Source organism: Peptoniphilus senegalensis JC140, assembly GCF_000321025.1.
GTDB lineage: Bacteria > Bacillota > Clostridia > Tissierellales > Peptoniphilaceae > Peptoniphilus_A > Peptoniphilus_A senegalensis.
This window is the reverse complement of the sequence record NZ_HE610717.1, coordinates 477,208-493,441: the sequence shown is the minus strand read 5'-3', so window position 1 is coordinate 493,441 and position 16,234 is coordinate 477,208. Positions and strand designations below refer to the sequence as shown.

Genomic DNA, 16,234 nt, shown 5'->3' with positions numbered 1-16,234 from the left:
TATGGGAAAAAAGCTGAAAAAGGATTTTAGGGAAAGGCATAAGGCAAGTCTTGAAAGAGAAATGATCCATAGTGAAACATTCACTACATCTGAAGAAAGTAAGCTAAAGCACAACGATGATTACAGAGGAAAAATCGTCCATGACAAAGACAGATTTCAGGACAAGGTTCATAAGAAAATAAACAAGGTAAGTTCTGATAATGAAAAGGCTTATGGAACATCCAAGAGAAACGCAAGATATAGAGCTTCTGATAAGGATAGTGTAGCTGATGTAAGTGAAACAGGAAGATCGGATTATATTACGGAGGTAAAGGATGGAAAAATCTATGATCCTTTAGGAAAAGACCTTGATAATGACGGGATTATAGACAGATACGATAATGACTTTAGGGATAGCGACTATTTTGAGTCAACTTATGATGTGGATGATAATCTCCATAAAAAAGATGAGTTTATTGGAAGTTCCCCTAAAAGTTATGAGGCTAAAAAGAGAAAGTATAAGAGGAAAAACTACACCGAAAGCCTTTATACAAGAAAAAAAGAAGATGCGTCAAAGGAAAATAAATCTGAAGGTAAAAAGACTGGAAAAGATGCTACAAGCGAAAAAGTTCATAGTAGCCTTTCTAAAGAGCAGAGGAAAAAGCTAAAGAAAGATATGGTAAAGGTATCTGCCCTTTCAGGACTTGCCAAAGGAAGTGAAACCGTAAGGGATTATCTTTCTCATGGAAGTGATGAAAATAAAGGGGTGGAAGCAGGAGAAAAGACGGCGGACGCAAGCTCTAAACTCATTCATGGCATAAAGAAATATTCTGATAAGAAAAAGGCGAAGAAAGGATACGATCTTACAAATAAGGATTATAAAATCAGGAAGCGAAAATCGAAGCTTGAATTTCGTGATGCCAAAGAGAACCTGAAAAAGACGAATGAATATAAAAGAGCAAATGCCTATAAAAGATTTCAAAAGAAAAATCAGGTAAAGGCAGCCATTCGTCGTGAGAATAAGTCAAGACTCAGAGATCGGATTAAAGAAAACCTCATTGGCTCGTTGAAAGCTTCAAAGAGATTTATAGTAAGAAAAGCAAAGGGACTTATGATTATTTTCATAGGTCTTATTATTTTGGGAACTTTCTTTATCAACTTTGCGGGAACGGGAATGACAGGCTTTATGAACTCCACAAGTTCTGTTCTTACAACAAGCTATTTGTCAAAGCCAAATGTCCTAAATGAAATCAATCAGAACTTTTCCGCTATGGAGAGTGAGCTTCAAAACGAGGTTGATCATGTCAAAAATAACTATCCCGGCTATGACGAATACATCTTAAATAATACAGAGTATATTGGTCATAATGTCCATGAGCTTTTATCCTATATTACATCAAGATGTGGAGAGGTAAAGAGTGTATCGGAAGTAGAATCCATATTAAAAGAATTGTTTGAGTCCATGTATGACCTTGAATATAGGGAAGAAGTTGAAATCAGATACAGGACAGTTACAGAAACCTATACCGATGAAGATGGCAATGAATATACCGAAAGTCATGAAGAACCTTATGAGTATAAAAAGCTCATTGTAACGCTGCATAAAAAAGAGATGGACAGCATTATCCGAAAGGTATTTGCAAACTATCCCGATAACTTAAAGCACTATGAAGCCTTATTCCTTGCACAAGGAAATATGGGAGAAGCCTTTGGAAATTCTGACCTTATCAGTGCAAATGGTGGCGTAGGTGGTGGAGTTGAGTATGAAGCATCAAGTGAAGTTCAAAAGAAGATTGTTAATGCTGCATATATCACGCCATCTCCGGGTGCAGGCTGGTGTGCCATGTGGGTTTCACAGGTCTATCAAAATGCAGGTCTTGGATATATTGGCGGAAATGCCTGCGATATGTACAGAAACTATACTTTTACATCAGACAGGTCAAAACTCAAGGTGGGAATGCTTGTAGCGGTGGAAAGCAGTAGTAGTGGAAGCACAGCAGGACTTACCTATGGTCATGTAGGAATTTATATTGGAGATGGTAAAGTTATGGATAATATTGGACGAATAAGAGTAACCACTTTAGACAATTGGATTGCGTCTTTCTGCAAGCATCATCCCGTAGGATTTGGATTCCCACCAAACGTAAAGAAATAGGAGGTAACAATGTGAAACGAGAATTAACGGTAGTGAAAAACAAAATAAAGAAGTTGAAGGATAAAAAGGCTCTGATTGATGAAGAATTGGAGCCTTTATTTATTCGTGAAGAAGAACTTGAAAACGAAGAAATCATTGCCATTTGCAGAAAGAACAACATTACAATCAGTGATTTGATGGCAAAGGTAAACAGACAAAGAGTAGAAATGAAAAAGGAGAAGTCAAATGAAAACCAGTTGGAAAAAGAATAAGAAGTTTTGGACAGCAGCACTTGCAGTCGTTGTAAGTATAAGCTGCCTTTTGGGCCTTTGGACAGTTGTTTATGCTCATGAGCAAAACTTAGCGGGAGCACCTACAAGCGATAAAGCTGTCCAAACACAAGTGGAAGTAAATGTAAAGTATATCTTTGAAGATGAAAAAGTTTATAAGGAAGAAAAGATAAAGGCTGAGAAAGGACAGCTTCTTGACAGCGGAGATCTGCCGATGCTTCCTGATGATATGAAATTTATTGATGAGTTTCTATTTTATGAAGTAAAAGGCGATGGAAATGATGAAATTATCCGAAAGGTAGCAAAGACTGAGGCTAAAAATAAAGAGACTCAGACAGAAGACGAAAAGCCGAAACAGGATGAAAGCTCGCAGACGAAAACTCCAAAGACGGAAGATAAGTCAACGCAGACAGAGCTTTCTAAAAATGATATTTCCAAAATGGAAAAAGATACTAAGGAGCTTCAGGAAAAACTTGATAAGTTAAATAGCGAAATGAAGGATAAAGACAAATTAAGCGATAATCAGAAAGAAAAAATCAAAGAACTTGAAGCCCAGATTGAAAGCTTGAAAGAAAAAATGAAAAAAGATAAGGAAAATAAGGGCTTATCAGAAGACATGAAGAAGGAAATGGATAAGCTGAATAAAAAGATGAAAGAGCTTGAGGAAAAGGCAAACGAAGCAAACAAGGCTCACGTAATATCTAATCAGTCTGCACCGAACAGCCCTATTTCCGAAATTAAGACAAACTCAGGCATTTCAAATCAAACACCTGTAAACAACACAGGAAAAAGCACAACTACACAGGCGAGTTCAGAAAATACTGTAAAAGATACAAGCAATTCTGAAACGAAAGAGAAAGATATTCGCTATCCTAATAAGCTGACACCGAAAGCTCCTGCCAATAACAATCAGGATTCATCTATGGACGGGACAAGTAAGACTGTAAATACCAATAAGGGAGTAGCTTCTGCTCCGTCAAAGGCAAGAGGAACCGTTACGGAAAATAAGGACAATGCGAATAAGGACTATCCAATTCATCATGGGGATAGCGGTGATAACAAAGAAACAGATCTGTATTCTGCTGATGCAAGACAGTTTATTACCTTTCAAACGGAAAACGGTAAGACCTTCCATCTCATCATCAACCACGATGAGACACAAGAAAATGTAATGCTTTTAACGGAAGTATCTGAAGATGATCTTCTAAATATGGTTGAAAAGAAAGAGGCTCCGAAGCAGGAGATTAGCAAAGAGGAGCCAACTAAGGAAGAAGTAAAGCCTGAGAAAAAAGAAGAAAAGAGTAATTTAGGAACATACATTATTCTGCTTCTTGTTATAGGCGGAGCATTAGGAGCAGGTTATTACTTTAAGGTCGTAAAAAAGAAAGAGGACAAGGAGCTTGAATCATTAGAGGAAGAAGATGATGATTTCTTTTCGGAAGCAGAAAGTGAGGAAGAAATAGGAGAAGCAGAAGAAACAGAAGTTTATGATGAAGAATAAATGCATCTTAAAATATATTGTTATGGGTGCAAACGCAGGGCGGGAGAGTAAAATCTTTCGCCCTTTTACAATGAAAGCAGGAGGAAAAATATACATGGAACATATACTTGTGATAGCAGAAAAACCGAGTGTAGCTATATCAATTGCAAAGGTAATAGGAGCTACAAAAAAGAAAGATGGATACTATGAGGGAAATGGATATAAGGTATCTTGGTGTGTAGGTCACCTAATTCAGATGGCAAATCCGGACGCTTATGATGAAAAATACGCTAAGTGGAATATATCGGATTTACCAATTATTCCAAAGCAGTACAAATTTGAAGTGGCAAAGGCTACAAAAAAGCAGTTCAATATCCTTAAAAAGCTGATGAATGATAAGGAGATTGATACAGTTATCAATGCGTGCGATGCGGGAAGAGAAGGAGAAAGTATTTTTCGACTGGTATATAACGAAGCTAAATGCAAAAAGAAAATGCAGCGTCTTTGGATTTCGTCAATGGAAGATAGTGCTATCAAAGAGGGATTTTCCAATCTAAAGAATGGCAAAGATTACGATAAGCTCTTTGAATCGGCACAGGCAAGAGCTATTGCAGACTGGCTTGTCGGAATGAATATCAGTAGGCTCTATTCTTGCCTGTATAAGCAAAATTACAGTGTCGGGAGAGTACAAACCCCAACACTTTACATGATTGTAAAAAGAGATGAAGAAATAAGTAATTTTAAGAAAGAAAAATACTACACCGTAGAGCTTTCTGTGAACGGCTTTACATTATCGACAGACAAAATTGGTGATGAAATAACCGCAGAGCAGCTTATTAATTTAATAGGCGATAATATTGAAATAACTGATGTCATTCAAAAAGAAAAGATTACAAAGCCGGATTTACCCTTTGATCTAACAACACTTCAAAGAGAGTGTAATAAATATTTTGGATATTCAGCAAAGCAGACGCTTGATTATGCTCAAAGCCTGTATGAAAAGAAACTAATTACCTATCCAAGAACAGACAGCAGATGCTTAACGGAAGATATGATTGTAAGTACGGTCAATAACATTTTAGGAAAAAATGATTTTGATACAGAGCGTATCAAGACGGTATTTAACTCTAAAAAGGTTACAGACCATCATGCTATTATTCCGACAGTAAGCTCACTGAGTGAAGATTTATCAGGCATTCCTGAGAGTGAAGCGAAGGTATATAGGCTTATTTCTAATAAGCTTCACGCAAGTGTAGGCTATCCATTAGTGGAAAACACAACAAAGATTGTAGCTGAATTTGACGGATTTGAATTTACAAGTTCAGGAAGGGTAATTAGAGACGAGGGCTTTAGCAAATACCTTAAAGAATACAAGTCCAAGAAGAATGAGTTCATAGAGCTTCCTGATGTAAGTATTTGTGATGTTTTAAGTATTGAAAATAAAGAGATTAAAGAAAAATTTACTCAACCACCGAAACACTTTACTGAAGATACGCTTCTAAAGTCTATGGAGATTGCAGGAAATGAAGCCTTAGAAAAAGGTGTAGAAGTGGAAAGAAAGGGACTTGGAACACCTGCAACAAGGGCAGGAATTATTGAAAATCTAATATTTAAGGGATTTGTTGAAAGGGATAAGAAAAATCTAATTGCAACACATAAAGGGATCAGCCTTGTAACGATTGTAGCAGATACCTTCAAGTCAGCGGAAACAACTGCAAAGTGGGAAATGGAATTAGCGGATATTGCCCAAGGCAAATCGTCTAAGAAAGAATTTTTAGATGCGATTGAAAATGAGATAAAAGAGGCTGTTTTGACATATCGCAAGTAAGACAGCACTAATTTCAGAGTAGAAAAAACCCTCTAAAAATGCTATAATTTCTTGTAGGAAAAGTAGGGCGAAAGGAAGTAAGTATGAAAGATATATTTATGGATACTGCAAAAGTTATGGCAAAAGGACAGGTTACTATCCCGAAAAGGATAAGAGAACTTTTGAATTTAGAAAATGGAGATTATGTTACTTTTGTAGTCAATAAAGATAGAGTTGAAATTCAAAATTCCAAAGTTTTTATTGAAGAAAACATTGGGAAATAAAGGTGGTGAAAAAGCAGATGATGATAGATGAAATAAAGAAGTTAATTCAAAATGGAGAGAAGATAGATGTCGAGTTTAAAGAATCCAAAAATGCTTTAACCAAAGATGTCTTTGATACAGTATGCTCTTTCAATAATAGAAATGGTGGACATATTTTACTTGGTGTAAATGATAAAAGAGAGATTGTTGGTGTTAGTAAAGACAAAGTTGATAAAGTGATTAAGGAATTTACTACGGCAATCAATAATCCGCAAAAGATGTATCCGCCACTTTATTTATTACCTGAAGTCTTTGATATAGATGAGAAAAAAGTAATTTACATCAGAGTTCCGGAAGGCTATCAGGTGTGCAGGCATAACGGAAGAATTTGGGATAGGTCTTACGAGGGAGACATCAATATAACAGACCATTCCGAACTTGTATATAAGCTATATGCAAGAAAGCAAGGAAGCTATTTTGTTAATAAAGTATATCCGAATCTTGATATTGATTTTCTTGATGCTTCTGTCATTGATAAAGCTAAGAAAATGGCTGTTTCCCGAAATAAAAATCATATTTGGGAGAATATGAGCAATGAAGAACTTCTTAGAAGTGCCAATTTGATACTGACCGATCCGGAAACAAAGCGTGAGGGAATTACATTAGCAGCCATTCTTTTATTTGGAAAAGACAACTCTATTATGTCTGTCCTTCCGCAGCACAAAACAGATGCAATATTCAGGGTTGAAAATAAGGATAGATATGATGATAGAGATGTTGTCATAACAAATCTGATTGATAGTTATGACAGGCTTATTGAGTTTGGGCAAAAGCATTTGAATGATTTATTTGTATTGGACGGAATTGTCAATGTCAATGCAAGAGATAGGATACTTAGAGAGATAGTTTCCAATACATTGGCTCATAGGGATTATTCAAGTGGGTATCCTGCAAAGATGATTATTGATGATGAGAAAATTACTGTTGAAAACAGCAACTTGGCTCATGGTATGGGAGCATTAGACTTGCAGAAATTTGAGCCATTTCCTAAAAACCCTGCTATATCAAAGGTATTTAGAGAAATAGGTCTTGCTGATGAATTAGGCTCAGGAATGAGAAATACCTATAAGTACACACAGCTTTATTCAGGACAAAATCCGTTGTTTGAGGAGGGAGATATATTCAGAACGATTATTCCTTTGAAGAAGATAGCAACGCAGAAAGTTGGAGGCGACAATGTCGCTCAGGGTGTCGCTCACGATGTCGCTCAGGGTGTCGCTCACGATAAGGTAGTCCTCGTAGAGTTCATCAAAGAAAAAGTAAGAAGCAATGATAGGATTACAAGAAAAGCTATTGCAGATGAAGCTGGAGTTAGCGTAAAGACTATTGAAAGGGCTATAAAAGAAATAGATAACCTGAAGTATGTAGGTAGTGGAAATAATGGTCATTGGGAACTTAATGAGTAAAATTAAGTTGCAATACACAGAATTAAAAGGTGATTAGAGTAAAATCTAACCGCCTTTTTTTGTTTGGAAAAACGAAGGAGGTAAAAATGCGAATAAATGATTTTCATAACATTTTGGAGCTTATAAAACAAGATGTGCTTCATAGTGAAGCAGAGTATCTGAAGCTCTTAAAGGTTGTCGGAAACAATCAAAGATATGACTTTAGAAGTCAATTAAGTATCTATGATAAAAATCCTGAAGCAATAGCTTGTGCCAAGTTTGACTACTGGAGGGAACGTTTTAATCGAACAGTAATGCGAGGACAGAAAGGTATCCCCATTTTAGAGAACTATGGCACATTCAAAAAAGTGGACTATATTTTTGATATAGGTCAGACAGTTTCAAGAAACAGAGATGTCAACGAAGTAAATCTTTGGAAGTTTGACAAAGAAAATCATCAAGATGTGTTAAAGGAAATGATTAAAAGCGAGGGCTATGAGGAAAGTAAAAGCACACTTGAAAACATCTTTTCTTTAAGCAGACTCTATGGTGATGAAAAAATAGATACCTTAATGAATGAACTTAGAGTAGCGGATGAAGATAGAATATCCTTTACAAAGTTTGTAAGGGACTCGGTAAGCTATGCGGTAGCGTCAAGATTTAAGTTAGATTATTCGATAGATTATGAGCTTTTAAGAGAGAATTTTCAAAGACTTGACAGCATATCTCTAATGAGTCTTGGTGAAAGCGTATCGGATATTAGCGGAAAGATTATTGATGCGACCATTCAAAAAAGCAAAGAACTTGAGCTTCAAAAAGAAGTTTTAAGAGGAAAAGAAGCGGGATATAATAAGATTAAAGAAGAATTGGAGGAGGTAGAAGAATATGTACTTCGACGAGATGATCAGGGAAGAAATGAAAACGAGCGAGTTCTCCGAAATGGAGAGTACAGACGAGATAATAGAGAAAATCAGGGAGAATACGCTAAACAGCTTGGAGGAAGAGACGGACTTCATGAAAGAATTCCCGAATCCGACTTACGCAGTGATGAGGCTGGATTATCTATCACAGAGCGAGGAGCAGAGCCACTTCGAGATGTTAGTAGATCTATACAAGGAGAAGAAGTTGACAGGACACCTGATGGATATTCAGAAACAGGCGATAGAATTTATGAGAACAGAGAAACCGAAACTGATGGCAGCTTGGAAGATAGAGGACGAAAACAACCCGCAGTATGGGGCGATGATTTCAGCTCTCAAAGAAATGACCATCAAGGAAGTAGTGGAAATCTAAAAGAAAATACTGAGGCAGAGATAAGAGAAGCTGAAAATGCTTCTTTTTCTTTACCAGAAAATTCCTATGGACAGATACGCCTTACGATTCCGCTAACTGAGAATGATATAGATACCGTCCTTATTAACGGAGGAAATCACGATGGCGGCAGACTTCCTGTTATTGCTGAGTTTTCTAAAGGAAAAAGTAATGAAGAATTGGGAGAATACCTCAAAGATACCTTTAAAGGCGGAAACGGGTTTTACATTGATGAAAGAGAAGTATCTTCCTGGTATTCGGATAAAGGCATTCATTTAGCTTACGGAACATCGGCAAGAGAAGATGATACGCAGGTTTTAAGTTGGAGTGATGCTGCAAAGAGGATAAACGAACTTCTTAATAGTGGGGAATTTGCTACAAATGTAGAGCTTTTAGAAGCTCTTGATTATGAAAGAAATCGGATTTCAGAATCTCTATGGTATCTATCGCATGATTTAAGTGAAGAAGGAAAAGGGCAAGGATATTTTGAACTTTTTGAAAGAGGCGGGGGCTTTCCGGAAGAAACAAAAAGATTATCTGAAGCATTAAAAAATCCTGAGTATCTGAAAGAAACAATCAGAGAATATGACAGATTTTTAGAAGGATACAAAGAAAATAGGAATGTACTAAGGTTTCACTATCACAAGGTAGATAGCCTTTATCAGAAATTACAGGAGCTTGAGCTGCCACGAAAGGAATATAGCACCAATTTGGCAGAACTTCCGAAGGTAAAGTCCTTTATTACAGAAGATGAAGTCCTTGAAAGCCTTTCAAGAGGAAGTGGCGTTGATAGAGGAAAAGAACGAATCACCAAGTTTTTTAAAGAAAATCATACGCTTCAGGAAAAAGCGAATTTCTTAAAAGACGAATATGGAATTGGAGGACATTCCCATGCTGTTTCCGGAGCAATGGGAAGTGATGAATGGCACGATGCTAAGGGACTTAAATTACAGAAAAATGATTGTAATGATGTGTTTCTTACTTGGACAAGTGTTGCAAAGCATATCGACGAGTTGTTTTCTAAAAATCTTTATCTTGAAGAAAAGGAAACAGAAAACAAGTCAGAGATTAAAGAACCACAATATTATTCCAAAGATGATCCTGAAAACTTAATGACAGATGAAATGCTTGAAAGAGTGCCGGAGCTTTACGCACAGGAGGATGTAGCTTTAGCGGATAAAGAGGTTCATGCTGCATATATCATTCCTTTCCGTTCAAATTGGACTTGGTATATGACGGAATATGACAGGGAAAGCGGTGATGCCTTTGGACTTGTTCTTGGGATTGAGCCTGAATGGGGATATTTTAATCTTAAGGAGCTGGAAGAACTAAACGCACAAAGGCTTATTTTAGAGGATTTCCCAAAGACCTTTAGAGAGCTTAAAGACAGTGAACTTAAAAAGCAGATGGACGAGCAGGAGTTTCAGTATGTCTTTAATGGAGAACTTAGCTTTGAAGAAGAACTTGAAGCACCTGAAGAAACAGAAGAAGTTAGAAGGGCTGATGCAGTTCAAGCTACCTTATTTGATTACCTAAAGGATAGAGAAGAAGTAGAGCTTAATGAAAAAGAGGGAAACCATTTAGAGGATTTTGCAGTTAAAGCAGGTGATACCGTCTACTTTCATCATGAAGAGTACAAGATCAGAGAAATTTCTAAAAATGAAATCACAGGAAAAATTGACTTGTGGCTTGATCCTGTAAGACAAGGCAATCATCAAATTCCGATTGTAGCCTTTACAGATAATGAGGATCTTCTGAAGCATATAAGCCTTGAAAGACCAAACTTTATCGTTGGAGATGAAGTCAAATACAAGGCTAAAGACTATACCATCACACGCTTTGATGATATGGGAAATAACCTAAAGACGGTAACAGTTAAAGATAATACAGAATATCTTGGCGGTATGATAACAGGCTCCGATGTGATTCCTTATCGTCTTGAAAGCGACCTTGAGAGGACATTTGAAAATCTGACATATCAGAGTCCTGAAAAGACAACTGAAGAAATTGAGATAAAGAAAGCTGAGGCTCATAACTTCAAAATTAAAGAAGAAACGCTACCTGACAAGTTATCTCCAAGTGAGAGATTAAACAATAACCTTGAAGCAATCTCGATGTTAAATCGAATTGAAAGAGGTGAGAGAGATTTAGATATTACCGCTCAGGAAGTTTTAGCAAGGTATGTAGGCTGGGGAGGACTTGCTGATGTATTCGATGAAGAAAAAGGCGGACAGTGGAAAGAAGCGAGGAGCTTTCTAAAAGAGAACTTATCTCAGGCAGAATATGAAGCTGCAAGAGAATCTACTTTAACGAGTTTTTACACACCGAAAACAGTGATTGACGGAGTGTATAAGACGCTTTCGGATATGGGATTTAAACAGGGAAACATTTTAGAGCCAAGTATGGGAATAGGGAACTTTATAGGCAATATCCCTGATGAAATGAACAAGTCTAAGTTTTATGGTGTAGAGCTTGACTCAGTAAGCGGTCGAATTGGAAAACTCTTATACCCTGAAAGTGATATACAGATTAAGGGGCTTGAAGAAACTTCTTTCTCAAATAACTTCTTTGATGCGATTATCGGCAATGTACCCTTTGGAGAATACAAGGTAAATGACAGGGAGTATAACAAAAATAACTTCCTTATCCATGATTATTTCTTTGCCAAGTCCATTGATAAAGTAAGAAATGGCGGTGTTATTGCCTTTATTACATCAAGCGGAACGATGGATAAAAAGGACGAAAGTGTAAGACGCTACCTTGCAGCAAGAGCAGAGTTTTTAGGGGCGATAAGACTTCCGAACGATACCTTTAAGGGCATAGCAGGAACAGAAGTAACCTCAGATATTATTTTCCTAAAGAAAAGGGACAGTATCAGAGAAAGGGATGAGGACTGGATTCACCTTGATGAAGATGAAAACGGGCTTTTATATAACAAATACTTTGTTGATCATCCTGAACAGGTGCTTGGTTCTATGGAAGAAATATCCGGAAGATTTGGGAATACAATAGCTTGCCTGCCAAAAGAAAACACAGACTTAAAGGAGCTACTGACAAAAGCAAGCGAAGAAATCTCTAAAAATGCTAATTATGAAGAAATAGAGCTACTTGATGATGAAATTACCTCAATTCCTGCCACAGATGATGTTAAAAACTTTTCATATACCATTATTGATGATGATGTTTATTACAGAGAAAACTCCCTATTTGTAAAGAAAGAAGTAACGGATAAAAACAAGGAAAAGATTAAGGACTATCTTGAGTTAAATGCTGCCTTAAAGGATGTTATTTACAAACAGAAAGAAGATTTTTCAGATGATGAAGTAAAGAAAGCTCAGGAAAAACTAAATGAAATTTATGACAGCTTTTCTAAGAAGCATGGATATGTCAATAACCTTTCTAATACCAGAGCCTTAAAAGAGGATAGCAACTTCCCGCTTGTTTCTTCCATTGAAATCCTTGACGAAGAAGAAAACTTCAAAGCAAAGGGAGATATTTTCTCCAAGCGAACAATCACAAAGGCGAAGGTTATCGACCATGTAGACACTTCTCTTGAAGCTCTTGTTTTATCGGTATCAGAAAAAGGATATGTGGATTTTGAGTATATGGGAAGCCTTACAGATAAAGACAGACCGACTTTGATAGAAGAACTTAGAGGGGAAATCTATCTAAACATCAGAGAAGAGCAAAACTTTTATAGACCATTATCTTTTAACCTTGAAGATGGAGATCTACCTTTTGCCTGTGCAAACGGCAGTAATTCATATAAGTACGGCTATGTAACAAAGGATGAGTATCTAAGCGGAAATATCAGAGATAAGATTGCTATTGTAGACAGCTACCTTGCAAAGTTAAGACAAACCGAAAGAGAGTTACCTCATCTTGGCTATGCGGAAGATGGCAAAGAAAAAGAGTTGATAAGTTATGAGATGAACCGTTTGGAATATCAAAAGGCAGAGCTTACAAAAGTTCTTCCAAAGGAACTTGAAGCAAGTGAAATCAATGTAAGACTCGGAGCTACTTGGATACCGAATAAGGATATTGAAAAATTCATCTTTGAAACGCTGAAAACTCCAGGATATGCCAAATGGGATATTAAGGTTAAATTTTCAAATCTGACAAGTGAATGGAATGTTGAAGGAAAGAGCAGGGACAGAGGAAATGACCTTGCAGAGATGACCTACGGCACCTCAAGGGTAAATGCCTATAAGCTGATTGAAGATGCATTGAACTTAAAAGAAACAAAGGTATTTGATCAGATTGTAAATCCGGACGGCTCGAAAACTTCTGTATTAAATAAAAAGGAAACGCTTCTTGCAGGACAAAAGCAGGAGCTTCTAAAAGAAGAATTTAAGAACTGGATATTTAACGATCAGGAAAGAAGAAACCGTCTTGTAAAGATATATAACGAGCGTTTTAACTCTATCCGCAACAGAGAATATGACGGAAGCAAGCTCTCCTTTGAGGGAATGACCACAGAAATTGATTTAAGACCTCATCAAAGAAATGCCATAGCAAGAAGCCTTTATGGAGGAAATACCTTGCTTGCCCATGTGGTAGGTAGTGGTAAGACCTTTGAAATGGTGGCGTCTGCGATGGAAAGTAAAAGGCTTGGAATGTGCAGTAAGTCCTTGTTTGTTGTCCCCAATCACTTAACAGGTCAAATCGGTCGTGAGTTTATGCAGCTATATCCGTCAGCTAACATTATGGTTGCAGATAAGAAAGACTTTGAGCCGAAAAACAGAAAAAGATTTATCGGAAGAATTGCCACAGGAGAGTATGATGCCGTTGTAATCGGGCATACACAGTTTGAAAAGATCCCGATGAGTAAGGAATATCAGGAAAAGCATATCCAAGATCAGATTGATGAAATTATAAACTATGTGGAGGAATATAAGCATGACAGAAATCAGAACTTTACGGTAAAGCAGCTTGAAAAAACAAAAAAGAAGCTGGAAACAAGGCTTGAAAAGTTAAACGATGATTTTAAAAAAGACGATGTCATTACCTTTGAAGAATTAGGTGTAGATAAGCTCTTTATTGACGAGGCACATAATTACAAAAATCTCTACCTTTATACAAAAATGAGAAATGTAGCAGGTATTGGGCAGTCTGAAGCTTTTAAGTCCTCCGATATGTTTATGAAGTGCAGATACATGGATGAAATGACAGGTGGAAAAGGTATTGTCTTTGCCACAGGAACGCCTGTCAGTAACTCGATGACAGAGCTTTATACTATGCAGCGTTATCTTCAGTATGAAAGCCTTAAAAAGAATAATTTGGAGCATTTTGATAGCTGGGCTTCTACCTTTGGTGAAACGCAGTCAGCATTTGAATTATCTCCTGAAGGTACAGGGTATAGAGTAAAGACAAGATTTTCCAAGTTCTATAACCTTCCTGAACTAATGTCTATGTTTAAAGAAGTTGCGGATATTCAGACAGCAGATATGCTAAATCTTCCAACACCTGAAGCACACTATGAAGTTATTAAAACTTTGCCAAGTGAGGAGCAAAAGGAAATCCTAAAGAGCTTATCGGAAAGAGCTGATGATGTGAGAAACAGGGTAGTAGAGCCTGACGAAGATAATATGCTGAAGATTACCAATGACGGTAAGAAACTCGCCTTAGATCAGCGTTTAATCAATCCTTTACTTCCTGACAATCCTGACAGCAAGGTCAATGTGTGCGTGAAAAATGTCTTTTCCATTTGGGATAAGACAAAAGAAAATAAGTCCACACAGCTTCTTTTCTCCGATATGTCAACTCCAAAAGGAAATGGAGAGTTTAATATTTACGATGATATTAGAGAAAAACTTGTGGCAATGGGAATACCGAAAGAAGAAATAGCCTTTATCCATGAAGCAAATTCCGATAAGCAAAAGGATGAACTCTTTGCAAAGGTAAGGAAAGGTGAGATTCGTGTTTTAATGGGTTCTACACAGAAAATGGGAGCCGGAACGAATGTGCAAAACAAGCTGATTGCACTTCATGATTTAGACGTCCCATGGCGTCCTGCCGACCTTGAGCAGAGAGCCGGAAGAATTGTAAGACAGGGAAATGAAAACAAAGAAGTCAGCATATACAGATATGTAACGGAGAATACCTTTGATGCGTACCTTTGGCAGACCATCGAGAATAAACAGAAGTTCATTTCTCAGATTATGACAAGTAAAACACCTGTAAGAGTGGCGGAAGATGTGGACGAAAGCAGCTTAAACTATGCAGAGATTAAAGCCCTTGCTACAGGTGATCCGAAGATTAAGGAAAAGATGGATTTGGATAATGAGGTTACAAAACTTAAAATGCTTGAAGCAAACCACAAGTCCAACCGTTACAGATTAGAGGATAAGGTTGCTAAAAACTATCCGGAAGAAATTTCAAGAACGGAAAAACTCATAGAAGCTGTCAAGAGAGATATATCAGAAGTTGAACCTAAAGCAGAAGGAGAGGAAAAGTTTACTTCCATTACCATTTTAGGTGAGAAAATTACGGATAAGAAATTAGCCGGAGAAAAGCTGCTTGAAGCTATTTCTAAAGTAAAGATCAATGAAAGCAAAGTTATCGGCAAGTATAGAAACATGGATTTAGAGGTAAGTTACAACTTCTTCACCAATGAGCATAACTTCAGCTTAAACGGTGCTGCAAAGCATTCAGGAGAGCTTGGAACGAGTGCGGACGGTAATATTACAAGGCTTGATAATGTTCTTGAGAAAATGCCTGAGAAATTAAAGAGGCTTGAAGAAAAGCTCTTCAGCACAAAGGAACAACTGGAAAATGCTAAAGAAGAATTAAAAAAGCCATTTGAAAAAGCGGAAGAATTAAAGTCTAAGATACTAAGGCTTGCTGAGTTAAATAAGCTCCTTGATATGGGAGAAGTGGAAGAAAAGAGAAATGACAATCCTCTTGTGGAAGATGTAAAAAGAGCTATCATAGACTTTTGCAACAGAGAATATGAAGAAAACCATAGTTATGATGAGTTTGATACTCTATATCCTGACTTAAAGCATATCGGCATCGCCTATACCAATACACCTGACGAAAGACACGGCATCCAATATGAGCTTAACTTAGAGGATAAGACATGGACACAGTATATTGAAGATATACCGATTAAAACGGAGAGTTTTGATTATGAAAACAAAGGAGAAAACGAAGCTCTACGAAATATGAAAAATGAGATTGAGCTGTCTTCTTTTAGTGATTTGGTCTATGTCGATTCGGAAGATTTAAGGGTGGCACTTGGACTTGAAATTGATGATGAAGGTAACTTCTATGATCCACTTTCTAAAGACCTTGATAATGATGGAATTGCTGACAGATATGACAATGACTTTAAGGACAGCGATTATTTTGAGTCAACCTATGATGTTGAAGATAATCTGCATACCAAAGAGGAAGCAACACAGAAAACAGAGGATAAGCCGTCTATTTTAGGACAAATTAGAGCCTATCAGGAAGAAAGTAAAACAGAAGAAAAACAAACTGCAAAAGAACAGGAATATGTACGATAAGGGAGGGAAACCTC

Annotated in this window: 7 protein-coding genes; all 7 read left to right on the top strand. The window is 37.1% G+C overall.

The features are described from left to right. The first annotated feature begins 1 nt into the window (after nt 1). The 7 genes from PTSHG_RS02400 to PTSHG_RS02370 all read left to right on the top strand — a co-directional run bounded on the left by PTSHG_RS02400 (nt 2) and on the right by PTSHG_RS02370 (nt 16,220). Nucleotides 2–2,134 carry a CHAP domain-containing protein gene (locus PTSHG_RS02400; RefSeq protein WP_019107299.1) on the top strand — a complete coding sequence of 711 codons (2,133 nt, stop codon included), beginning with the start codon at nt 2–4 and terminating at the stop codon, nt 2,132–2,134. An 11-nt stretch (nt 2,135–2,145) separates the two neighbouring features. Continuing rightward, nucleotides 2,146–2,385 (top strand): hypothetical protein, encoded by a 240-nt coding sequence (locus PTSHG_RS02395; RefSeq protein WP_000817944.1) that lies wholly within the window; start codon nt 2,146–2,148, stop codon nt 2,383–2,385. Then, complete coding sequence (locus PTSHG_RS02390; protein WP_019107298.1) at nt 2,360–3,904, top strand: CD1107 family mobile element protein; 1,545 nt, start codon at nt 2,360–2,362, stop codon at nt 3,902–3,904. Before PTSHG_RS02395 ends, PTSHG_RS02390 begins: the two co-directional genes overlap by 26 nt. A gap of 94 nt (nt 3,905–3,998) precedes the next feature. Further along, entirely contained in the window at nt 3,999–5,711 is a 1,713-nt protein-coding gene (locus PTSHG_RS02385) for a DNA topoisomerase 3 (protein ID WP_042230926.1), read from the top strand. An 83-nt stretch (nt 5,712–5,794) separates the two neighbouring features. Next, nucleotides 5,795–5,974 (top strand): AbrB/MazE/SpoVT family DNA-binding domain-containing protein, encoded by a 180-nt coding sequence (locus PTSHG_RS02380; RefSeq protein WP_009643971.1) that lies wholly within the window; start codon nt 5,795–5,797, stop codon nt 5,972–5,974. Nucleotides 5,975–5,991: 17 nt separating this feature from the next. Continuing rightward, nucleotides 5,992–7,419, top strand: coding sequence for an RNA/DNA-binding domain-containing protein (locus PTSHG_RS02375; protein ID WP_019107296.1), 1,428 nt, complete (start codon nt 5,992–5,994; stop codon nt 7,417–7,419). An 86-nt stretch (nt 7,420–7,505) separates the two neighbouring features. After that, entirely contained in the window at nt 7,506–16,220 is an 8,715-nt protein-coding gene (locus PTSHG_RS02370; RefSeq protein ID WP_019107295.1) for a helicase-like domain-containing protein, read from the top strand. Nucleotides 16,221–16,234: the final 14 nt, after the last annotated feature.